This window comes from Streptomyces alfalfae, from assembly GCF_004127445.1.
Lineage (GTDB): Bacteria > Actinomycetota > Actinomycetes > Streptomycetales > Streptomycetaceae > Streptomyces > Streptomyces alfalfae.
In genome coordinates this window covers 112,777-133,644 of the sequence record NZ_QEXM01000042.1, presented here as the reverse complement: position 1 = coordinate 133,644, position 20,868 = coordinate 112,777, and the positions used below count along the sequence as shown (strand labels likewise).

Sequence of the window (20,868 nt, the reverse complement as noted above, 5' to 3'; positions counted from 1 at the left end):
GCATCCCACCAAACACCCGCGTAACACCGGACTTCCGCCTAACACCGCACAACGGGGCGCCGGGCGCCCCGGGAACTGGGGAGCACCGTGTCACTGGTCAGCACCGGCGAACTCGTCGCGGAGGCCCGCGCCGCGGGCCACGGCGTCGCCGCGTTCAACGTCATCACCCTGGAGCACGCCGAGGCGATCGCTCTCGGCGCCGAGCGCGCCGGGGCCCCCGCGATCCTCCAGATCTCCGAGAACGCCGTGAAGTTCCACCGCGGGCGCCTCTCCCCCATCGCGGCGGCGGCGACGGCGGTGGCCCGCTCCTCGTCGGCCCGCCTCTCGCTCCACCTCGACCACGTCACGGACGTGGCCCTGCTGCGGGCGGCCCACCCGGAGGGCTTCAGCTCAGTCATGTTCGACGCCTCGAAGCTGTCGTACGAGGAGAACGTGGAAGCCACGGCCGAGGCCGTGCGCTGGGGTCACGGGCGGGACATCTGGGTCGAGGCGGAGCTCGGCGAGGTGGGCGGCAAGGAGGGTGAGGCCCCGCTGGACGCCCACGCGCCCGGGGTGCGCACCGACCCGGCGGAGGCCGCCGCGTACGTGGCCGCGACGGGCGTGGACGCGCTCGCGGTGGCGGTCGGCTCCTCGCACGCGATGACGGAGCGCACGGCGGCCCTGGACCACGCCCTGATCGCGTCCCTGGCGGCGGCCGTCCCCGCGCCCCTGGTGCTGCACGGCTCCAGCGGCGTGCCGGACGGCGAGATCCGCCGCGCGGTCGCGTCCGGCATGGTGAAGATAAACGTGGGCACGGCCCTGAACACGGCGTTCACCGGCGAGGTCCGCGCCCACCTGGCGGCGGACGCCAGGGGCGTGGACCCCCGGAAATACCTCGCCCCGGCTCGCGAGGCGATGGCCGGGACGGTGGCGGGCTTCCTGGGGCTGCTGCGGTGACCGCCTAGCCCTGGTCGCCCTTGACGAGCCACATCTGGTCGATGTTCGCGCCGACGGAGCCGCAGAGGTTGCTCTGGTCGCAGGTGAGCGTGACGGTGTTGGTGCCCTTGGTGAGCTGCACCACGGCCCAGGTGTTCGTCCAGCCCTTCTCCCAGTCGCCTTCCTTGGCGCCGGCGAAGTTCTCCATGTTCAGCGGACGGGTCTGCTTCTTGCCGTTGACGAGGATGGTGGCGTTGGAGTCCTTGCCGGGGACGCCGTAGTTGACCCGCAGGCTGTACGAACCGGCTTCCTCGATGCCGTTGACCGTCCACGTCACCTGGGCGCCGACCTTGTCGAAGCCCGCCACGTAGACGCCGCCGTCGGCCTTCGCGCCGTCGACGTCGGACGCCGTGGTCGTGCCGCCGTCGAGCTTCAGGGCCTTCGCGTCCGTCTTCGGCAGCTCGACTTCCTTCTTCGGCTTCTTCGTCGGCTTCTCGCTGGGCTTGACGGTCTCGGCCTGCGTCGGCTTGCCGTCCGCCTCCGCGCCGCCGTCCTGCTTGTCGCCGTCGCCGCCGAAGAGCAGGGCCGCGCCGATGCCGATGGCGACGACGGCCACCACCGCTATCGCCGCGATGAGCAGCCCCTTGCTGTTCGGCCCGCGGCCCCGGCCCGACGACGCGGGCGCGTACTGCGGGCTCGCGACGGGGGCGCCGCCGGGCTGCGCCTCGGGCGCGGTGTAGTGCGCGTTCGGCTGGCCGTAGCCCTGCTGGGGCTGCTGCGGGGGGACCTGCTGGCCGTACGTCTGCTGCTGGCCGTACGTCTGCTGCTGCCCGTAGGCCGGGCGGCGGTCGCCGACCGCTCTGACGTGGTTGTACGAGGAGCGCGGACCCGGGTACCCGTAGCCGCCCCCGCCGCCCGGCGGAGTCGCTCCGGCAGCCTGCCCGTCCTCGTACAGGTAGCCGAACGGATCGTCGTCGCCCTGCGGCGCGCTCGGCGTGTTCTCGCCGTTATTGCCGGGCGTCATTCCCAGGTCACTCCCTCATATCGCTGACGCGGGGAGCCTACCCGCTCCTGATGAGGCCAACAGGCGGCCTTGACCTCATCGAGACCGCTATCCCGCCCGCCTGTGCTGCTTGGCACGTGAGCGTTTCTCCACGTACATCCGCTGGTCGGCGGAGTGCAACACTTCGTCCGCCGACATCCCGCAGTGCGCCCAGCCGATGCCGAAACTCGCTCCCACGCGGACCGCACGCCCGTCGACGCGGATCGGCGGGATGATCGCGTTCCGCAGCCGCACCGCGAGGTCCTGGGCGTCGGCGCGGCCGAGGCCGTCCGCGAGGACGACGAACTCGTCACCGCCGAGCCGCGCGACCGTGTCCCCGTCCCGCACGCCGTTGGTGAGGCGCCTGGCGACCTCGATGAGGACGGCGTCGCCGGTGTGGTGCCCGAAGCGGTCGTTGATCGACTTGAAGCCGTCGAGGTCGCAGAAGAGGACCGCCAGGCCCTTGGCGCCGTCGTCCGCGTCGCCCTCGCGGCCCTCGGGCGCGACCGTGTGGACGTGGTGGTCGAAGCCGTCGTCCGGCTCGTGGGACGCGGGCCCGAAGTCGAAGCCGTGCTCATAGGCGGCGTCCAGCGAGTCCACGGCGCTCGGCTGCCCCGCGTGGGGCCGGCGGCAGAGCCGGGCGCCGAGCCTGGCGCGCAGCTCCGCGGAGTTCGGCAGGCCGGTCAGGGAGTCGTGGCTCGCCCGGTGCGCCAGCTGGAGCTCGCGCCGCTTGCGCTCCTCGATGTCCTCGACGTGGGTGAGCAGGAAGCGGGGCCCGTCGGCGGCGTCGGCGACCACGCTGTTGCGCAGGGAGACCCAGACGTACGTGCCGTCGCGGCGCGCGAGCCGCAGCTCGGCCCTGCCGCCCTCGGCGGAGGTGCGCAGGAGCGTCCCGATGTCCTCGGGGTGGACGAGGTCGGAGAACGAGTAGCGCCGCATGGCCGAGGCGGGCCTGCCGAGGAGGCGGCAGAGCGCGTCGTTCGTGCGCAGGATGCGGCCGTGCTGGTCGCCGCCCATCTCCGCGACGGCCATGCCGGACGGCGCGTACTCGAACGCCTGCCGGAAGGATTCCTCGCTGGCCCGCAGCGCCTGCTGCTCCCGCTCCAGGCGGACGAGGGCGCGCTGCATGTTGGCCCGCAGCCGGGCGTTGCTGATCGCGATGGCGGCCTGGAAGGCGTACATCTGCAGGGCCTCGCGGCCCCAGGCGCCGGGCCTGCGGCCGTTGCGCGGCCGGTCCACGGAGATCACGCCGAGCAGTTCGCCGCCGGCGCCGGAGGCGTACATCGGGGCGAAGAGGCGGTCGGCGGGGTGCCACTCGTCCTCGAAGCGCGGCTCGGGGCCCTCGGTGTACCACTGCGGGACGTCGTCGTCGTCGAGGACCCAGCCCTCGGTGTACGAGATGAAGCGCAGAGCGCCCCAGGGCTCGCCCATCGCCAGGCGGCGCTCCCAGGCGTCGCGGGAGCCCACGCGGCCGGTGATGAGGGCCTCGGCGGAGGGGTTGCCCGCGAAGGCGGCGACGACGAGGTCGCCGTCGGGGCGCACGAGGTTGACGCACGCCAGCTCATAGCCAAGGCCGTTGACGACGCCGTCGGCGACCGTCTGCAGCGTGTCCGCCAGGCTGCGGGCCGTGTTCAGCTCCGCAACCACCTGATGCAGCTGCCGCAGGGTCGCAAGACGGACGTACGGCTCCGACTCGGTCTCCATGCTCGTTCTCCCCGAGACCTCGACAGCAACTCCAGGATGCGCGGCGCCCGCAGTGTCTTCTTCTGCTTCCGTGCCCGTGTGTTCTGTGCCCTTGTGCCCTCAGTGTCTTATTGCCACCGTCACTGAATCACAGCGAGCTGCCCACCCGGTACACAGGGTCAACAAAATATGGGTCCTGTGACTCAAGTCACAGATGGGGCGCCGCCGTTGGTCCAGACCCTTCAGCGTCCAACGCCTCCGGCGGCACCGCGTGCCACCTCCGGGTCTCCGCGGCTCGACGGCCCGGCACGCGCGTGCGGGGTCCGCGCTCGGCCGTCGGTCCTAGGACCGGTCTCGGCCCAGGGCCCGATGTGGCGGGGGAGCCAGCCGGGCTAGCGTCGGCACCGTGGCCCACGTACTGAAGACACTCCCCGCCCCGTCCACCCCACGCCACCCGTCACAGGATGGGCATGCTGAGGGGGTGAGCAACGACGAGTTCCGCGCGGCCATGTCCCGCCTCGCCGCCGGCGTCGTCCTGGTGACGGCGCGCGAGCCGGGCCTGGACCCGGACGACCCGGACGCCCCGGCGGGCGAGGACGTCGGCATGACGGCGACGTCCTTCCTCTCCGTCTCCCTGGACCCGCCCCTGGTCCTGGTGAGCCTGCGCGAGGGCTCCCGGATGGACGACCTGCTGGCCGAGCAGCCGGTGTGGGCGGTCTCCGTGCTCGCGGAGAGCCAGCGCCACATCGCGGGCCGCTTCGCCATGAAGGGCCGGATCAGCGACCGCCTCCTCTTCGAGGACATCCCGTACGCACGGGGCGAGAGGTCGGGCGCCCCGCTGGTCGGCGGCGCGCTGGCGGCGCTGGAGTGCCGTACGGAGCAGACGGTGCGGGCCGGCGACCACACGCTGGTGATCGGCCGGGTGCTCACGGCGTCCGTGCCGGGCGGCGACGGGGCGCCGCTGGCGTACTTCCGGGGCCGCTACCGGCAGCTCGGCTGAGTCCTCCGGCGCGGACCCGCACGGCCCCCGGCGGGACCACCTCCGGCCCCGCTCAGCCCCAGCCCCGGCCCGAGCGGCCGCGCTTCGTCTCGCCGCGCTGCTTCTTGTCGCGCAGCCTGCGTTCGTTGATGCCGCGGGGGATCTTCGTGGCGCGGCGCGGCCTCGGCGGCGGGGCGGTGGCCTCGGCGAGCAGGGAGACGAGGCGGGTGACGGCCATCTCCCTGTTGCGCCACTGGGAGCGGTGCTCGCTGGCCCGTACGCCGATGACGCCGCCGATCAGCCGGGAGCCGAGGCGCTCGATCGCCCGCTCCTTCCACACGTCGGGCAGCGCGCCGGTGTTCACGAGGTCGAACCGCAGCTCGACCTGGGAGTCACTGGTGTTCACGTGCTGGCCGCCGGGGCCCGACGACCGCGAGAAACGCCACATGAGCTCGGCCTCCGGCAGGGAGACCGAACCGCGGATACGGAGCTTTTCCGGGGAGAGCCCCCCGGATCCCCTGCTGAGACCGGACATGACCCCATGGTCCCGCGCCTGTCGGGCTCACGTCACGCTGTTTTTCCGGGGCGGTCCTTCGGCCTTCCGGGCGACCGGGTAAAGAAAGTAAAGGGAACTGGAACCTCGGGACGCTGGACGGCGTTGGTACCGATGACGGTAGCTTCGTCCCCAGTACGAAGCGCCCAGCGCACACCGTGCGCACGCAAACGAGGGAAGGGACTCCCGAACAATGGCAGTAAGCCTGTCCAAGGGTGGCAACGTCTCGCTGACCAAGGAGGCTCCGGGCCTGACCGCCGTCACCGTGGGCCTCGGCTGGGACGTCCGCACCACCACCGGCACCGACTTCGACCTGGACGCCTCCGCGATCGCGGTGAACACGCAGGGCAAGGTCTACTCCGACCAGCACTTCGTCTTCTTCAACAACAAGGCGACGCCGGACCAGACCATCGTCCACACCGGTGACAACGTCACGGGCCAGGGCGAGGGCGACGACGAGCAGATCAACGTCAACCTCGCGGGCCTGCCGGCCGACATCGAGAAGATCGTCTTCCCGGTCTCGATCTACGACGCCGAGAACCGCTCGCAGAACTTCGGCCAGGTCCGCAACGCGTTCATCCGCATCGTGAACCAGGCGGGCGGCACGGAGATCGCGCGCTACGACCTCTCCGAGGACGCCGCCACCGAGACCGCCATGGTCTTCGGCGAGCTGTACCGCAACGGCGCGGAGTGGAAGTTCCGCGCCGTCGGCCAGGGCTACGCCTCGGGCCTGGTCGGCATCGCCCAGGACTTCGGCGTCAACGTCTGAGGTTCCCCGGCGGCCGATCGGGGGCGCTAGCGCCCCGGCCGGACCGAAGCACGGAAAAGTCCCACCCGCACACCGTTCACCACGGCGTGCGGGTGGGACTTTTCTGCGTTCGGCCCCGACCCCCACTCCGGACACCCGCCCCGGGCCGCGTTGACGAGAATCCGGACTAGTATGAATACTGCAATAGTCGGCCCGGGTCGTCCGGGCTGTGCCGCCGGGTGACGAGAAGGGGTGCCGTGGGCGTCATGAACGGTTCCTGGGCGCGTGCCGCGCTGCCCCTGTGCCTGCTCGGAATCCTCGACGGCGAGCCGAGGAGCTACGGCTACGCGCTGCTCAGCAGGCTCGCCGGCGCGGGGCTCACGGGCGTGAAGGCCGCGACCCTCTACCCCGCGCTCACCCGCCTCGAAGAGGAGGGCGCCGTCGAGGTCGAGTGGGGCGCGGGCGAGGGCGGCCCCGGACGGAAGTACTACCGGATCACCGAGGAGGGGCGGGCGAGGCTGCGGCGTGACCGGGCCGCATGGGGTGACTTCACCCGGAGCGTCGCCTCGCTCCTCGCAGAGGGGGACGCATGAGCGGGACACGGGGCGCGAGCCTCACGTGGAGCAGGGAAGAGGACGAGGACTGGGCCGCGACGGTCGAGGTGCGTCTCGTGCTGCGGCACGACGCGCCCGACGGGCTCGCCGACGAGGTGCTCGCCGAGGCCCACGAGATGGTGGCCGAGGCCGGCAGGCCCGCGCTGGAGGTCCTCGGGGCCCCGGAGGAATACGCGCGCACGGTCGCCGCCGAGCGCATCGGTGAGGCGCACCGTGCCCGCGTCGACGCGAACGGCCTGACGCCCGGCGAGCGGATCGTCGCCGCCCAGGTGTCGCTCGGTCTCGTCGGCCTGGTGCTCTGCGTGCTCGACTGGGTCCAGGACGGCCTCTGGGCGGAGGTGACGCCGTCCGGCGCGGCGGTCTTCGCGGCGATCGTGCTCGCTCTGGCGTGCGCGTCCGTCGCCGTGGTGGCCGGGGCGGCCGGGCGGTGGCGGGGCATGTGGGGCTTTGCGGGCGGGGTCGCCGCCGCCCTGGTGGGCGGCGGTGTGCTCGCCGTCTTCCTCTCCGAGGAGCGGCTGTTCCGCGTCCCCGTGCCGGTGCTCGCGGTCGGCTGCGTGGCCGTGGCGGCGGCCGCCGCTGCCCTGCCGAAGGCCCGTATCGACCGGTGGTTCGCCTCGCCGCCCCCGGCGGGCGACGACGAGGCCTGGCTGGCCCGGCTCGGCCGGCTCCTGCGCGGCAGGCACGCGATGCCCGCGGCCCAGGCGCGGGGCCATGTGCGGGAGGCGCGGCAGCACCTCGCCGCCGCGCCGGAGGGGGAGAGCGCCGAGGACGCCTTCGGTGACGTGGAGGTGTACGCGCTGCGGCTGGCCGAGGGGCCCGCGAGGAAGGGCCGCCTGGCGCGCAGGAAGCTGTACGGGTCGGGGGCCGCCGCCCTGTTCTTCACGGTGCTGCTGGTGGACGACCTGATCGCCGGCGACGGCGGCTCGCCGTTCTGGACGGCCCTGCACGTCGCGGTGGTGGCCTTCCTGCTGTGGGCCTTCTGGACGGAGTGGCGCGAGCTCCGGTCCGCGCCGCGGCCCCCCGCGGACTGACGCCCGCCGGCGTCCGGTGACGGGTCAGGGGCGGTCCGGCCTGCCGTCCCCGTAGAGCCAGTCGTCCCAGATCCGGCCGACCCGGGCGCGGGCCTCGTGGCCGCCCGCGTGCTGCTCGACGTACTCCGTGAAGTCCCGTGTGCTGGCGTTGCCGTGCCGGTGCGTCCTGGCCCAGCCGCGCGTGATGTCGCGGAAGACGGTGTCGCCCACCGCGCGGCGGATCTTGTGGATGACCATGGCGCCGCGCTCGTAGACCGGCGGGTCGGAGATGTGCGCGGCGTCGGGCGGCCTGCCGGGCGGGAAGGCCCAGACGGCCTCGTCGTCGGCGGGCTCCGCGTAGCGCGTGCCCGCGTAGAGCTGGTCGAAGACGGTCTGCGCGCTGTCGCCGCCGTGGTCCTCCGCGTACATCCACTCGGCGTAGGTCGCGAAGCCCTCGTTGAGCCACATGTCACGCCAGGACATCGGCGTCACGGAGTCGCCGAACCACTGGTGGGCCAGCTCGTGGACGAGGAGGCCGGTGCTGGGGGCGCCCGGGAAGACCGGGCGGGTCTGCGTCTCCAGGGCGTACCCCGCGTCCTGCTCGCGCTCGACGACGGCGCCCGCGGCGGAGAAGGGGTAGGGGCCGAAGTTCTTCTCGCCCCACTCCAGGATGTCCGGGAGCTTCGCGAGGGCCTTGCGGCCCGCCTCCGCCTGGGTGATGTCGACGGCGGTGACGACCGGCAGCCCGCCCTTCGTCGTCGAGGACGCCATCTCGTACTTCCCGATGGCCACGGTCGCCAGATAGCTCGCCATGGGTTCGGGGCTGTGCCAGGAGAAGGTGGTGCGGCCGCCCTTGGCGGGCTCGCCGCCCGGTTCACCGGCCAGTTCGCCGTTGGAGACGGCCCGCAGCCCCTTGGGGACGGTGATCCGTATGTCGTAGGAGGCCTTGTCGCTCGGGTGGTGGTTGCCGGGGAACCAGGCCATGGAGCCGGTCGGCTGGCCGAGCGCGAGCGCCCCGTCGGCGGTCCTGAGCCAGCCCTCCTTGGAGCCGTCGGGGTCGGTGATGGTCTCGGGGATGCCGGAGTAGCGCACCCGCGCGTGGAACGTCCTGCCCCTGGCCAGTGCGTCGGCCGGGCGCACGGTCAGCTCGTGGCCCGCGCGGCGGAAGCGGGCCGCCTCGCCCCCGACGGTGACGCCGGAGACGTCGAGCCCCCGCAGGTCGAGGTTGAACGCGCTGAGGTTCTTGGTGGCGCGGGCGGTGATCTCGGCGGTGCCCGTGAGCTGACCCGAGGCGGGTTCGTAGCCGAGGGTCAGCTCGTAGTGCGTCACGTCGTAGCCGCCGTTGCCCAGCTTCGGAAAGTACGGGTCGCGCACGCCGTGCCCACCCGGGGTGCCCCCGGTGCCCGTACCACCGCAGGCGCCGACGGCCGCGGTGGCGAGCAGGGTGACACCGCAGGTGAGGGCACGGGCGGCGGCGCGGGCGGCCGGGAGTCTTCGCAGGTCCACGCGGTGATCTTATGCGGCATATGTTCCCCGCGGAGGGCTGTCCGCCGCCGACCGGGGGCCGCCGCCCGGACACCCGGCCGGGGTCATGGCGCAGGCGCTCAGCGGCTGAGGGCCGCCACACCGGCCCGCGCGAACTTCTCGTCCAGGTCGCCGCTCGGAGCGCCCGCGACACCGATGCCCGCGACGGGAGCGCCCTTGGCGGTCACCGGGGCGCCGCCGGCGAGGAACAGCGTGCCGGGGATGTCCTTGAGGTTCGGCACCTTGTCCAGGCGCCCGGCGAGCTCGGAGGTGGGGGCGTTCCAGGCGACGGCGGTGTAGCCCTTCTTCTCGGCGGACTCGGGGGACTGCGGCCCCGCGCCGTCGCCGCGCAGCGTGACGATGGTGTTGCCGTTTCGGTCGACGACGGCGACGGAGACCCGCTGGTTCTCCTTCTTGGCGGCGTCGAGCGCGGCCTGCGCGGCCTTGGTGGCGGCGGCGACGGTCAGGTGCGTGGACCGGGTGAGGTTCCTGTCGCCCGCGTCGGCGGTGACGGCGGCCTTCGCGGCGGCGTCCGGGGTGCCGGCGCTGGCGGAGACGGCGCCGAAGGCCCCGGCGCCGAGAGCGGCGGCGGCGACGGTCACGGTGAGGACGCGGGTGCGGAGGGAGAGCTTCTGCATCAGGGGCTCCTGGGGTCGTGGGCGCGCTGAAGGCGCTGGGCGGGGAGAGTGCTGAGGACGGTGAGGCGCGGGAGAGGGCGACCGGCGGCCGGTGTTCCCGTCCGCCCTTCGCCCCTCTGCCGTCAATCCTCGGGTCGCACCCGGGCCCCGCCCCTCCACGGACCGGCTGGGAGCCGCGCGCGGCTCGGCCGATGCCGGGGTCAGCCGATCGGTTGACCCCCCGCCGGCCCGAGCGGGCCACAATGAGGTGTCCGCGCAGTTCAGCGCCCGCGTGACGGCGGTACGAGCCGGCGGCGGGCCCGACCCGGTCGGAGACACCCGTACGAGAGGGAGGCGCCCCCGTGGTACAGCGCACGCCGGGCCCCCGCCCCCACCCCCCGGCCCCCGGCACCCGCACGCCGGACCCCGACGCCCGCCGGCTCGCGGCCGTCATGCACACGACGTTCTTCCTGCTCCTCGCCACCTCCCTGGCCCGCTTCCTGCTGCGCCACCCCGGCGGCGCGCGCGTCCCGTGGATCATCGCGCTCGCGGCGGTCCTGGCCCTGCTCTACGCCCTCCCCTTCCTGACGAGCGCGCTGCGGGGAAGACACACCACGCCGCCCTCCTCGGAACCCGGCGGGCGCCCGGCCCCCCGCGACCTCACCTGGCTCGCCCTGGTCGTCGCGGTCTGGCTGGTCCTCGTCGTGCTGGCGCCGAGCTTCGGGTGGTGCGCGGTGCCGCTCTTCTACACCGGCCTGCGGACGCTGCCGCCGCGTGCGGCCCTCGCCCTGGTGGCCGTCCTGACGGGCTGCGTGATCGCGTCGCAGCTGCGGCTCGCGGGCCGCCTCGACCCGGACCTGATCCTCGGACCGCCCGCCGTTTCGGCGATCGCGACGGCCGTCTTCCTCCACATGCGGCGTCAGGCCACGCGCCAGCGGGAGCTGATCGACGACCTCATCCGCACCCGCCGCGAACTGGCCGCCACCGAGCGCCGCGAGGGCACGCTCGCCGAACGCCAGCGCCTCTCCATGGAGATCCACGACACCCTCGCCCAGAGCCTGTCCAGCCAGCAGATGCTGCTCCAGGCGGCCGAACGCCTCTGGGACAGGGACCCGGCGAAGGCCCGCGCCCACGTCCGCACCGCCGAGTCGATCACCGAGCGCGGCCTCGCCGAGGCCCGGCGCTTCGTCCACGACCTGGCGCCCGCCGACCTCGCCGACGGCGGCGGTCTGCCGCAGGCCCTGCGGGCGCTCGCCGAGCGGGAGTCGGATGCCGGGCTCACGGTGCGCTTCCACGCCGAGGGCGCTCCCGTGCCGCTGCCGGACCGGGTCGGCTCCGCGCTGCTGCGGACGGCGCAGGGCGCGCTGGCCAACGTACGCGAACACGCCGGCGCCACCACCGCGGCGCTGACCCTGACCCTCCTCGACGACCAGGTGGTCCTCGATGTCGCGGACGACGGCCGGGGCTTCACCCCGCCGTCCGGCACGGCGCCGCCGACGGGCGTACGCGGTCACGGCCTGCCCGCGATCCGGGCACGGGCGCGGCAGCTCGGCGGCACGCTGACCATCGAGTCGGCGCCGGGCGAGGGAGCGGTCCTCTCCGTGGCGATCCCCCTCGGCCCGGCGCCGCCCCCGGCGGACGCGCCGCAGCCCCCGCCCCACACGCCGACGCCCCCTCCGGAGCCGCTGCCATGAACGACCGCGCACCCCGCCCCGTCCGCCTCCTGGTCTGCGACGACCACGTGGTCGTACGCGCGGGCCTGCTCGCCCTGCTCGGCAGCGCGCCGGACATCGAGGTGGTCGGCGAGGCGGGCACGGGCGAGGAGGCGGTCGCCCTCGCCGCGAAGCTGACGCCGGACGTGGTCCTGATGGACCTCCAGCTCGGCGAGGGCATCGACGGCGTCGAGGCGACGCGCCGCATCACCTCGCCGGCGCCGGGCGCCCCGCCGCACGTGCTGGTCCTGACGACGTACGACACCGACGCGGACATCACGCGGGCGATCGAGGCGGGCGCCACGGGTTACCTCCTCAAGGCGGAGCGCCCCGAGGAGCTCTTCTCGGCGATCCATGCCGCGTCCCAGGGCCGCACCACGCTCTCGCCACCGGTCGCCTCCCGCGTCATGGCCCGCATGCGCGCCCCCCGGCCCACGCTCACCGACCGCGAACGCGACATCCTCGGCCAGCTCTCGCGGGGCCTCGCCAACCGTGACATCGCCCGCGCCCTGTTCATCAGCGAGGCCACGGTCAAGACCCACCTGGGCCGCATCTACGACAAGCTGGGCGTCGACACGCGGGCGGGCGCGGTGGCGGTGGCGAAGGAGCAGCGGCTGCTGCCGTGACCGCGGCGGGCCTCGCCCCCGCGCGGCGGAGGCGCCATCCCTCCGCCACACACCGCCGCCCGTGGTCCCGCTGCCGCTGACGGCCGTGACGTGGTCGTACGGGAAGAGGCGCCGGCCGCTGTGTCGCGCCGCCCGACGCCGCTCCGGCGCGCCCGGCGGCCCGGCCGTGACACCATCGGCTCCGTGCTCGACATCGGCTACGCGCTCTCCCGCCGCTTCCCTGACCCCCCGCAGCTCGACTACAGCCGCGCGGACGTCCACACGCTCCGCCATGACCTCTTCTGCGGGGACGTGTACCTGGCGGACACCAAGGCGGACCGGGAACTGTCCACAGCCTGGGGATGGGTGCCCGTCCTCGACTTCGCGTGGGCGCTGTGCAACATCGTGGAGGCGCTGGACAAGGACCCGCTCGGGAGCAGGGCCTCGCGGCCGCAGTACGCGGAGCTGGACTTCACGGAGTCCACGGATCGGATGCTGTTCGTCCGGCGGTTCGGGTGGGTGGACATCGAGGCGGACTGGATGGACGCGGAGGAGGCTCCGCTGTCCTTCTCCCACGCCGAGCTTCGGCGCGAGGCGCGTGACTTCCTCCACGACCTCGTGGCGGACCTCACGGATCTCCACGACTCCCTCGCGGACAATCCCGCCCTCTGGTCCCTCCAGTCCCGCTACCCCCGCCTCCCGGCGTAGCGGCGCCACCGACCTCGCGGTCACCCCGCGGCCATCCCCAGGCCGCCGCCCGGCAGCCGCCTCCGGCGGCGCTCACAGCCGCCAGGGCCCAGCGGCCATCCCTACGCCCGGCGGCGCTCACAGCCGCCGGGCACCCAGCGGCGATCCCTATCCCGCCGCTGCGCGGCGGTCCTCTCCCACCCAGCCCGCCGGCAACCGGAAGCCCAGCAGCCCGACGACCCGACAGCCCCGGAGAGCCCGACAGCCCCGGAGCCCCGCCAGCCGAAGAGGCCGACAGCCCAGCGGCCCGGCAGCCCGGCAGCCCAGCAGCCCGGCAGCCCGACGACCCGACAGCCAGCAGCCCGGCAACCGGACGACCCGGCAGCCCCGGAGCCCCGGAGCCCCCGAGGCCTAGAGGCCTAGAGGCCAGCCACCCGCACGCCCACCTGCGCCGCGAACCCCGCCGCCAGATCCATCAGCTGCTCAGGGCTGATCACCGCCCCCGCCAGACACTCGATCCCCCGAGTGATCTGCAACTCCCCCGCGGCCCGCAGATCCACGTCCTTCATACGCGTGCCGCTGAAGTCCGCCCCCCGCACCGAGCAGCCGGCAAACGCCACCCGCTCCAGCGAGGCGAGCGCGAAGTCCGGCTCCACCAGCACGCAGTCCTCGAAGACCACGTCCCGCAGCCGCGCCTTCCGCAGGTTCAGATAGTCGATCTTCCCGCCCCGCACCACGACCCGCTCCAGCACACCCCCGTGCAACTGCACTCCGCCGAGCCGCGCGTCCACCACCTCCACATCCCGCAGCGACGCCTCCGCCAGGTCCGTGCCCACCCCCCGCGGCTCCCGGAGCACGGAGTCCACGAAGCGCGCCCGGCTCAGCCGGGTCTCCCCGAGCCCGCAGCCCGTCAGCGCGCAGTCCATGAACAGCGCGCCGCCCCCGTCCATCCCGCCGAGGTCGAGGCCGTCGAACTCCACCCCGTCATAGTCCCCGTCCGGCACCAGCTCCCCGCCGTCGAACGCCCGCAGCGAGGGCAGCCGCACCTCCGCCCGCCGCGCGGCCTTGACCACCGGAGCGTCCTTCGAGGACCGCGAGGACTTCGTCGTCTGAGCCATGCCCCCATCCTGCACGCCCCCACTGACAACGCCCCGGACAACGCCCGCCCAAGCCCCGGACAACGCCCGCCCAAAGGCCCAGACAAGCCCCGGACAACGCCCGCCCAAGGCCCAGGCAAGGCCCGCCCAAGCCCCAGGCAAAGCCCCACGCAAGGCCCACAGCAGCCCCCAGGACGCCACCCGCACCCCCGCTCAAGACCCCGCCCACGCCCCGCCCCCGCCCCACCCCGGACCGGATCCCCCGCACACCCCCACCCGATGTCACATCCCGCCCCGCCCCACCCGTCGTAGATGACGAAGCCAGCAGAGAGGAAGACCCGCAATGCCCACGCCCCACGCCACGCACGTCACCGTCATCGGCGGCGGCTTCGCCGGTCTCACCGCGGCGATCACCGCAGCGGAGGCCGGCGCCCGCGTGACCCTGCACGAGTCCCACCACACCCTCGGCGGCCGGGCCCGCACCGCCCAGGGCCCGTACCGCACGAACGAAGGCCCGCACGCCCTCTACAACGGCGGCCCGCACTGGACCTGGCTCAAGCAGCGCGACCTCATCGGCCCACTGGCCCCGCTGCCGCCCCTGGAGGGCGCCCGGCTCCGCTTCCACTACCGCGGGAAGCTCCGCCGCACCCCGCCCCTCGCCCTGCTCAAGCTGCTCCGCCACCGGAGCGAACAGGCTCCGGTCGACGAGGATTTCCTGAGCTGGGCCACGCGCCAGGTGGGCGAGGAGGGCGCGCGGGCCGCGGCGCACTACGTCGCCGTGGCCACGTTCCACCACGACCCCGGCTCCCTCTCCGCCCGGTTCACGCAGGAGCGCCTGCGCCGCACGGCGAAGCTGCCCCCGGAGGCGCACTACCCGCGCGGCGGCTGGGACTCGGTCATCGACCGCATGGCGGGGATGGCCTGGAACCTGGGCGTCCGGGTGGAGACACTGGCCCGCGTCGACGACCTCGCCGACGTCACGGGGAACGGCCCGGTCATCGTCGCCACATCGCTCGACGCCGCCCGCCGGCTGCTCGGCGGCGACCCGGCCCTGAGCTGGCCGACCGGGCGTACCACCCTCGTCGACGTGGCGTTCCGCTCGCGGCGCAGGGGCGACGCCTTCGCCGTGTCGGACCTGGACCGCGCCGGCTGGGTCGAGCGTTTCACCGCCCAGGACCGCACCCTCGCCCCGGCGGGTGAACAGCTCGTGCAGGCGCAGCTCCCGCTCGCCCCCGACGAGTCGAGGGCGGACGGCGTCGCCCGCGCCGAGCACCTGCTCGACCTGGGGTTCAGCGGCTGGCGCCAACGGCTGACGTGGCGCCGCGCCTCGGTGGCGAACGGCCGTACGGGCGCGGTGGACCACCCCGGCGCCACCTGGCGCGACCGCCCGGCGATCGACCGCGGCGACGGCGTGTACCTGGCGGGCGATCAGGTGGCGGCGCCCGGCCTGCTCGCCGAGGTGTCGTTCAACAGCGCGGTGGAGGCCGTGTCACTGGCGCTGACGAAGCCGGAGTGGAGGACGAGGAGGGGGCTTGACCTCAATTCCACTTCAGGTTGAAGGGTTACGGGACAAGGCCACCGGCGCCCGCCGGCGGCCCGATCCCCGGAGGAACCCCCATGCCCACGCCCGAGCCCACGCCCACAGCCGGTCCCCGATCCACGCCCACAACCAGACCCCGGACCATCCCCGCAACCGAACCCATGACCACCCCCATGCACGCCATCCGCCTCCACGCCTTCGGCCCCGCCGAGAACCTCGTGTACGAGGAGACGGCGCGCCCCGAACCCGCCCCCGGCCAGGTCCGCGTGGCCGTGGCCGCGGCCGGCGTGCACCTCCTCGACGCCGCGATCCGCGAGGGCATGCGGGGCCCGCTGCCCGAACTGCCCTCCCTGCCCACGATCCCCGGCCGTGAGGTGGCGGGCACGGTCGAGGCGTTGGGCGAGGGCGTCGACTCCTCCTGGCTCGGCAAGCGCGTCGTCGCGCACATCGGCTTCGGGCTGGAGACCCCCCTGGGCTCCCCGAATACCGGGGGAGGCTACGCCGAGCAGGCCGTCACCGAGGCCTCCCGCCTCCACGAGCTCCCCGCCGATCTGGACTTCCCCGAGGCGGTCGCCCTGATCGGCACGGGGCGTACGACGATGGGGATACTCCGGTTCGCGGAGCCGGACGCCGACTCCGTGGTCGTCGTGCCCGCCGCGGCCGGCGGCATCGGCACGCTCCTCACGCAGTACGCCAAGCACCGCGGCGCCACGGTCATCGGCCTGGCCGGCGGCCCGGAGAAGACGGCCCGCGTCCGCGCGAACGGCGCCGGCCTGGCCGTGGACTACACGGACCCGGCCTGGCCCGACGACGTACGCGCGTACCTGAAGGAGGAGCTGGACGGCCGCTCCGCCACGATCGTCTACGACGGCGTGGGCGGCGACGCGGGCCGGGCCGCGGTGGACCTGCTCGGCCCGGGCGGCGTCCACCTCGTCTTCGGCTGGTCCGGCGAGGGCCTGCGCGACGGCGAGCCGCTGAAGTTCACCGAGGAGGAACTCGCCGCGCGCGGCATCACACAGGTCGATGTCCTCGGCCCGGCCATGATGCGCAAGGTGGGCGGCGACAACCCCCTGCGCGCCCTGGAACTCGCGGCCCTCGCCGAGGCGGCCACGGGCCACTTCACCCCGGCCGTGCAGCGCTACCCCCTGGCCGAGGCCGCCGCGGCCCACCGCGCGCTGGAGTCCCGCGGCACGATGGGCAAGGTGGTCCTGATCCCCTGACCGGCACAGAGGACCGGCACACAACCCCCGAGGCCTCCGCCTGGCCAGGCCTGGAAGCCCCGCCTGGCCAAGAGGCCCCGCCGCGCTAGGGCCGCCGCCCGCCAAGCGTCGAGAGCGCGTCGTCGGTCAGCCGGAACACCGTCCACTCGGACTGGGGCCGCGCCCCGAGTGACCGGTAGAAGGCGATCGACGGCTCGTTCCAGTCGAGGACGGACCACTCCAGGCGCTCGTAGCCGCGCTCCACGCAGATGCGGGTGAGCTCGGTGAGCAGCGCCTTGCCGTGGCCGCCGCCGCGCGCCTCGGGACGTACGTACAGATCCTCCAGGTAGATGCCGTGCACCCCGCGCCACGTCGAGAAGTTGAGGAACCACAGCGCGAAGCCGACGGTCTCGCCGGAGGTGTCGTCCTGAGCGATGTGCGCGAACGCGGCGGGCCGCTCCCCGAACAGCGCCTCGTGCAGCTGCTCCTCGGTGGCCACGGCCTCGTCGGCTGCCTTCTCGTACGTGGCGAGATCGCGGACGAGGGCGTGGATGACGGGCACGTCGGCGGGTACGGCGGTACGAATCATGCGGGCAGGCTAACCAACGCCCTGCCGAAGCCCGACCCAACGCCCTGCCCAAAGCCCCCCTCAGCAGCTCTGCCGAAAGCCCCCGCAGCCCGACCCAAAGCCCCCAGCAGCAACTCTGCCCAAAGCCCCTCAGCCCTCAGCCCTCGCCCCCGATGAGCCGCCGCGCGAGCTCCAGGTCCTCCGCGTCCAGCGGCCTGCCGTCCTCGATCTCCCAGAGCGCGTTCTGCAGGACACGTCCGAGCGTCCAGGCGCGGGCCCGCTCCCGGTCGAGGCCGAGGACCTCGGTCATCGCGTCGAAGCGCCACCGCACCTCCTCCGGTGCGAACGCGTTGTTCAAGGCGGGCCAGAGGTCGAACCCCGGGTCGCCGGCCAGCGGCTTCGGGTCGATGGCGAGCCACGGCTCGCGCTCGGACGCCAGGACGTTCTCGAAGTGCAGGTCCCAGTGGAGCATCCGGTCCCCCGCCTCGCCCATGACCTCGCGCACCGCGCCCCCGCACCGTTCGACGAGGGCCCGTTCGGCGGGGTCGGGCACGGCCTTCAGGGCATCCGGCAGCGCGTCGAGCATCTCCGCCGCGATGTCCGCGAGCCGCCGCATGCCCTCGGGGGCGGGTCCCGCGGTCAGCCGGGCGAGGAGCCGGGCGATGACGAGGACGGCCTCACGGGTGTCGGCCATGGTGGACAGCATCCGCCGGGAGTCGAGGCGTTCGAGCAGCATGGTGCCGGTCGCCGCGTCGTGGTCGAGGAGCCGCACGGCCCCGTCGCCGCCCCACATCCGCAGCGCGACCGGCTCGCCCTCGGTCTCCTCGTCCAGGACCTGGAACTTGACCACGGCCGGCGTCCCGTCGCCCCGCAGCACGGGCAGCACGAGCGCCGCCTGCCCGTGCATGGGACCGCCGTCGGGCGTGAGGTCCCAGCGCTCGGTGAACTCCCTGACCCGCGCGGGGAGTCCGGCGATGAACGCGCGCCCGGCCTCCCCCGCGTACAGATGCTGTGCTGCGACCAGCCCGTCGGGAACGCGAATGTCGATCACGCCCACGACCCTATCCACGGGCCGGAGTTCACCGCATGCCCGTTTTTTCGGAGAGGCCGCCGAGCCCGCCCCGCCCCGTCCCGGGGACGCGCCGAGCGCACCCCGTCAGGAGATTCCGGCGGCCTTGAGCTCCTTGGCGAACGCCGCCCGGTCGTAGATCGCCTCGCCCGCGGACTTCTTGCCGTCGATGAAGACGGTGGGCGTGCCCTGGATGCCGTCCTTCGAGAAGGAGTCCATGGCCTCGCCGACCCACTTCTCGTACGTGCCGTTGGTCACCGCCTTGTCGAAGGCGTCGCCCCGCAGCCCGTCGACCTTGTCGGCGATCTTCAGCAGGAACGCCGGGGTGAAGGCGTCGTCGCTCTCCTCCGCGGGCTGGTTGGCGAAGAGGGCGGCGTGGTACTGCGGGAACTTGCCCGCGTCCACGGCGGCCCGCAGCGCGTTCGCCGCCCGCACCGAGCCGCTGCCGCCGAGGTTCTTGTCGAGGAACGAGGCGATCGTGTACTCGACCTTGACCTTGCCCTCGGCCACCGGCTCGACCAGCGCCTGCGCCCCGCCCTCCTCGAACTTGCCGCAGAACGGGCAGCGCGCGTCCTCGTAGACCTTCACCGTGTGCCCGGCCTGCGGGTCGCCCACGGTGATCACGCCGCCCTGGACCGTGGCGGGCGTCTCGGCGAGCTGGTCGCTGCCCGCCGGCGGGGCCTTCGCCTCGGGGGCGCCGGCCGCGGGGTCCTGCGACTTCCCGGACTTCTCCGGCGCGGCCGACGAGGACTTCCCCGCGCCGCCGTCATCGCCGTCGTCGGGACCACAGGCGGACGCGGCCACCCCGATCAGCGCCGCCGTCGCCACCGCGGTGGCGACGCGCCCGGCCTTGCGTCCGGCCTTGTGTACGGCCATGAGTTGAGCCCTCCCAGTCGTGCGACACGTGCTGTCCAAAGCAGCAAAATCTATCCCGCGCCCGCCACACCCCCTGATCCGCCCCGCGCCCCGCCGCGAGGCCTGTCCCCATACGTCCCTCCCACCCCCTGCCCACGGCCCCCACCTGCGCAGTAACGTCCGCCCATGAGCAGCACGAACCACACGACGAGTCCCACGACTCCCCCGCCGGGCCCCGCGGGCACGGTGAACGGCGGCATATCGTTCTGGTACGCGGACGACGGCCTGCCCGCCACGCGCGAACCCCTGACCTCCGACGCCACGGCGGACGTCTGCGTCGTCGGCGGCGGCTACACCGGCCTGTGGACCGCGTACTACCTGAAGAAGGCCGCCCCCTTCCTGCGCATCACCGTCCTTGAGCAGAAGTTCTGCGGCTACGGCGCCTCCGGCCGCAACGGCGGCTGGCTCTACAACGGCATCGCGGGACGCGACCGCTATGCCGGGCGGCACGGCCACGAGGCGGCGGTCCGCCTCCAGCGGGCCATGAACGAGACGGTGGGCGAGGTGATCCGCGCCGCCGCCGAGGAGTCGATCGAGGCGGACGTCCACCACGGCGGCGTACTGGAGATCGCCTGCACACCCGCCCAGTTGGCCCGCCTGAAGGCCTTCCACGCGGCCGAGCTCTCGTACGGCGAGAAGGACCGCGTCCTGCTCGGCGCGCGCGAGAGCGCCGAACGGGTCCGCGTCTCCGGCGTGGTCGGCTCCACCTGGACCCCGCACGGCGCCCGCCTGCACCCGGCGAAGCTGGTGAAGGGCCTGGCCGCGGCGGTCGAGGCGCTCGGCGTCACGATCCATGAGTCGACGCCCGTGACGGAGATCAGGCCCAAGCACGCCGTCACCCCCTACGGCACGGTCCGCGCCCCCTACGTCCTGCGCTGCACGGAGGGGTTCACGGCCTCGCTCAAGGGCCAGCGCCGCACCTGGCTCCCCATGAACTCCTCGATGATCGCGACGGCGCCCCTGTCGGCGTCCCAGTGGGAGGCGATCGGCTGGGAGGGCCGGGAGACCCTCGGCGACATGGCCCACGCCTACATGTACGCCCAGCGCACCGCCGACGGCCGCATAGCCCTGGGCGGCCGGGGCGTCCCGTACCGCTTCGGCTCGAAGACGGACAACGACGGCCGCACCCAGCAGCCCACGATCGAGGCCCTGCGCACCGTCCTGACCCGGCTCTTCCCCCAGCTCGCGGGCGTTCCGGTGGCGCACGCCTGGTCGGGCGTCCTCGGCGTCCCCCGCGACTGGTGCGCGACGGTCACACTGGACCGCGCGACGGGCCTCGGCTGGGCGGGCGGCTACGTCGGCTCGGGCGTGGCCACGGCGAACCTCGCCGCCCGCACCCTGCGCGACCTGGTCCAGCAGGACTCGGGCCAGGCGGGCCCCACCGACCTGACCGCCCTGCCCTGGGTGAACCACAAGGTCCGCAAGTGGGAACCGGAGCCCCTGCGCTGGCTGGGCGTCCACGGCATGTACGCCACGTACAACGCGGCCGACCGCAGGGAGAGCACCACCCACGCCCCAGACTCCTCCCGCCTGGCCCGGTGGGCGGACCGCGTGGCGGGCCGCCACTGACCGCGAGAGAGGACCCCACCGCCCACGCGGGACGGCCCCGCGATCGTGGATCGCGGGGCCGTCACAGCGGGTGAAGCGCGGAGCCCCCTGTCGGATTCGAACCGACGACCTACGCATTACAAGTGCGTTGCTCTGGCCATCTGAGCTAAGGAGGCATGCACGGACGTGCCCGTGCAGTGTAACCAACGACGGACGCGCGGCCGTCGAAAATTTCCGCGAAGG

The 20,868-nt window shown here is 73.8% G+C and carries 20 protein-coding genes and 1 tRNA gene; 11 read left to right on the top strand and 10 right to left on the bottom strand.

What is annotated here, in order from left to right; genetic code table 11:
- Positions 1-87 precede the first annotated feature (87 nt).
- The gene (locus DCW30_RS22335; protein WP_076685532.1) at positions 88-936 is read left to right on the top strand and encodes a class II fructose-bisphosphate aldolase; all 849 of its coding nucleotides are present in this window, start codon (positions 88-90) and stop codon (positions 934-936) included.
- 4 nt (positions 937-940) lie between these two features.
- Here DCW30_RS22335 and DCW30_RS22330 read toward each other — a convergent pair whose 3' ends face one another.
- Positions 941-1,939, bottom strand: a complete 999-nt coding sequence (locus DCW30_RS22330) for a carbohydrate-binding protein (protein ID WP_076685531.1) — start codon at positions 1,937-1,939, stop codon at positions 941-943.
- A gap of 87 nt (positions 1,940-2,026) precedes the next feature.
- Positions 2,027-3,661, bottom strand: a complete 1,635-nt coding sequence (gene cdgB / locus DCW30_RS22325; RefSeq protein WP_076685530.1) for a diguanylate cyclase CdgB — start codon at positions 3,659-3,661, stop codon at positions 2,027-2,029.
- Between the two features lie 397 nt (positions 3,662-4,058).
- On the opposite strand from cdgB, the gene DCW30_RS22320 reads away from it, so the two are divergent.
- The gene (locus DCW30_RS22320; RefSeq protein ID WP_076689153.1) at positions 4,059-4,640 is read left to right on the top strand and encodes a flavin reductase family protein; all 582 of its coding nucleotides are present in this window, start codon (positions 4,059-4,061) and stop codon (positions 4,638-4,640) included.
- Between the two features lie 52 nt (positions 4,641-4,692).
- Here the strand turns inward: DCW30_RS22320 and arfB are convergent, their stop codons facing one another.
- Positions 4,693-5,154, bottom strand: coding sequence for an alternative ribosome rescue aminoacyl-tRNA hydrolase ArfB (gene arfB, locus DCW30_RS22315; protein WP_062782926.1), 462 nt, complete (start codon positions 5,152-5,154; stop codon positions 4,693-4,695).
- A 211-nt stretch (positions 5,155-5,365) separates the two neighbouring features.
- Here arfB and DCW30_RS22310 point away from each other — a divergent pair, with 211 nt between their 5' ends.
- From DCW30_RS22310 to DCW30_RS22300, 3 genes are all read left to right on the top strand, one after another.
- On the top strand, positions 5,366-5,941 hold the full coding sequence (locus DCW30_RS22310; RefSeq protein ID WP_062782923.1) for a TerD family protein: 576 nt from the start codon (positions 5,366-5,368) through the stop codon (positions 5,939-5,941).
- A gap of 245 nt (positions 5,942-6,186) precedes the next feature.
- Positions 6,187-6,513, top strand: coding sequence for a PadR family transcriptional regulator (locus DCW30_RS22305; protein ID WP_076689151.1), 327 nt, complete (start codon positions 6,187-6,189; stop codon positions 6,511-6,513).
- Entirely contained in the window at positions 6,510-7,565 is a 1,056-nt protein-coding gene (locus DCW30_RS22300; protein WP_076685529.1) for a hypothetical protein, read from the top strand. Before DCW30_RS22305 ends, DCW30_RS22300 begins: the two co-directional genes overlap by 4 nt.
- 24 nt (positions 7,566-7,589) lie before the next feature.
- On the opposite strand, the gene DCW30_RS22295 is transcribed toward DCW30_RS22300, so the two are convergent.
- On the bottom strand, positions 7,590-9,050 hold the full coding sequence (locus tag DCW30_RS22295; protein WP_373569082.1) for a M1 family metallopeptidase: 1,461 nt from the start codon (positions 9,048-9,050) through the stop codon (positions 7,590-7,592).
- Between the two features lie 98 nt (positions 9,051-9,148).
- Entirely contained in the window at positions 9,149-9,706 is a 558-nt protein-coding gene (locus DCW30_RS22290) for a GlcG/HbpS family heme-binding protein (RefSeq protein WP_076685528.1), read from the bottom strand.
- A gap of 341 nt (positions 9,707-10,047) precedes the next feature.
- Between DCW30_RS22290 and DCW30_RS22285 the strand changes: the two genes are divergently transcribed.
- From DCW30_RS22285 to DCW30_RS22275, 3 genes are all read left to right on the top strand, one after another.
- The gene (locus tag DCW30_RS22285; RefSeq protein ID WP_076685527.1) at positions 10,048-11,379 is read left to right on the top strand and encodes a sensor histidine kinase; all 1,332 of its coding nucleotides are present in this window, start codon (positions 10,048-10,050) and stop codon (positions 11,377-11,379) included.
- Entirely contained in the window at positions 11,376-12,023 is a 648-nt protein-coding gene (locus DCW30_RS22280) for a response regulator (RefSeq protein ID WP_076685526.1), read from the top strand. Before DCW30_RS22285 ends, DCW30_RS22280 begins: the two co-directional genes overlap by 4 nt.
- 183 nt (positions 12,024-12,206) lie before the next feature.
- A complete protein-coding gene (locus tag DCW30_RS22275) occupies positions 12,207-12,710 on the top strand; it encodes a hypothetical protein (RefSeq protein ID WP_076689147.1) in 504 nt (167 codons plus the stop codon).
- Between the two features lie 398 nt (positions 12,711-13,108).
- On the opposite strand, the gene DCW30_RS22270 is transcribed toward DCW30_RS22275, so the two are convergent.
- Positions 13,109-13,807 (bottom strand): pentapeptide repeat-containing protein, encoded by a 699-nt coding sequence (locus tag DCW30_RS22270; protein ID WP_079250072.1) that lies wholly within the window; start codon positions 13,805-13,807, stop codon positions 13,109-13,111.
- A gap of 322 nt (positions 13,808-14,129) precedes the next feature.
- Between DCW30_RS22270 and DCW30_RS22265 the strand changes: the two genes are divergently transcribed.
- Together DCW30_RS22265 and DCW30_RS22260 are read left to right on the top strand one after the other, a co-directional pair.
- Entirely contained in the window at positions 14,130-15,344 is a 1,215-nt protein-coding gene (locus DCW30_RS22265) for an FAD-dependent oxidoreductase (protein ID WP_076685525.1), read from the top strand.
- 155 nt (positions 15,345-15,499) lie between these two features.
- Positions 15,500-16,546, top strand: a complete 1,047-nt coding sequence (locus DCW30_RS22260) for a zinc-binding dehydrogenase (RefSeq protein WP_076689143.1) — start codon at positions 15,500-15,502, stop codon at positions 16,544-16,546.
- Between the two features lie 85 nt (positions 16,547-16,631).
- On the opposite strand, the gene DCW30_RS22255 is transcribed toward DCW30_RS22260, so the two are convergent.
- From DCW30_RS22255 to DCW30_RS22245, 3 genes are all read right to left on the bottom strand, one after another.
- The gene (locus DCW30_RS22255; RefSeq protein ID WP_076685524.1) at positions 16,632-17,114 is read right to left on the bottom strand and encodes a GNAT family N-acetyltransferase; all 483 of its coding nucleotides are present in this window, start codon (positions 17,112-17,114) and stop codon (positions 16,632-16,634) included.
- 136 nt (positions 17,115-17,250) lie between these two features.
- Positions 17,251-18,150 (bottom strand): aminoglycoside phosphotransferase family protein, encoded by a 900-nt coding sequence (locus DCW30_RS22250; RefSeq protein WP_373569141.1) that lies wholly within the window; start codon positions 18,148-18,150, stop codon positions 17,251-17,253.
- Positions 18,151-18,249: 99 nt separating this feature from the next.
- Positions 18,250-19,038 (bottom strand): DsbA family protein, encoded by a 789-nt coding sequence (locus DCW30_RS22245; protein ID WP_076685523.1) that lies wholly within the window; start codon positions 19,036-19,038, stop codon positions 18,250-18,252.
- Positions 19,039-19,203: 165 nt separating this feature from the next.
- Between DCW30_RS22245 and DCW30_RS22240 the strand changes: the two genes are divergently transcribed.
- Entirely contained in the window at positions 19,204-20,646 is a 1,443-nt protein-coding gene (locus DCW30_RS22240; RefSeq protein ID WP_076685522.1) for an NAD(P)/FAD-dependent oxidoreductase, read from the top strand.
- An 81-nt stretch (positions 20,647-20,727) separates the two neighbouring features.
- Here DCW30_RS22240 and DCW30_RS22235 read toward each other — a convergent pair.
- Positions 20,728-20,801: transfer RNA gene (locus DCW30_RS22235), tRNA-Thr, on the bottom strand.
- Positions 20,802-20,868: the final 67 nt, after the last annotated feature.

Bases quoted from the DNA above. Each gene is read 5' to 3' on its own strand.
- DCW30_RS22330 (WP_076685531.1), bottom strand. From the start codon at position 1,939: ATGACGCCCGGCAATAACGGCGAGAACACGCCGAGCGCGCCGCAGGGC.
- cdgB (WP_076685530.1), bottom strand. From the start codon at position 3,661: ATGGAGACCGAGTCGGAGCCGTACGTCCGTCTTGCGACCCTGCGGCAG.
- arfB (WP_062782926.1), bottom strand. From the start codon at position 5,154: ATGTCCGGTCTCAGCAGGGGATCCGGGGGGCTCTCCCCGGAAAAGCTC.
- DCW30_RS22310 (WP_062782923.1), top strand. From the start codon at position 5,366: ATGGCAGTAAGCCTGTCCAAGGGTGGCAACGTCTCGCTGACCAAGGAG.
- DCW30_RS22305 (WP_076689151.1), top strand. From the start codon at position 6,187: ATGAACGGTTCCTGGGCGCGTGCCGCGCTGCCCCTGTGCCTGCTCGGA.
- DCW30_RS22300 (WP_076685529.1), top strand. From the start codon at position 6,510: ATGAGCGGGACACGGGGCGCGAGCCTCACGTGGAGCAGGGAAGAGGAC.
- DCW30_RS22290 (WP_076685528.1), bottom strand. From the start codon at position 9,706: ATGCAGAAGCTCTCCCTCCGCACCCGCGTCCTCACCGTGACCGTCGCC.
- DCW30_RS22280 (WP_076685526.1), top strand. From the start codon at position 11,376: ATGAACGACCGCGCACCCCGCCCCGTCCGCCTCCTGGTCTGCGACGAC.
- DCW30_RS22270 (WP_079250072.1), bottom strand. From the start codon at position 13,807: ATGGCTCAGACGACGAAGTCCTCGCGGTCCTCGAAGGACGCTCCGGTG.
- DCW30_RS22265 (WP_076685525.1), top strand. From the start codon at position 14,130: ATGCCCACGCCCCACGCCACGCACGTCACCGTCATCGGCGGCGGCTTC.
- DCW30_RS22260 (WP_076689143.1), top strand. From the start codon at position 15,500: ATGCACGCCATCCGCCTCCACGCCTTCGGCCCCGCCGAGAACCTCGTG.
- DCW30_RS22255 (WP_076685524.1), bottom strand. From the start codon at position 17,114: ATGATTCGTACCGCCGTACCCGCCGACGTGCCCGTCATCCACGCCCTC.
- DCW30_RS22245 (WP_076685523.1), bottom strand. From the start codon at position 19,038: ATGGCCGTACACAAGGCCGGACGCAAGGCCGGGCGCGTCGCCACCGCG.
- DCW30_RS22240 (WP_076685522.1), top strand. From the start codon at position 19,204: ATGAGCAGCACGAACCACACGACGAGTCCCACGACTCCCCCGCCGGGC.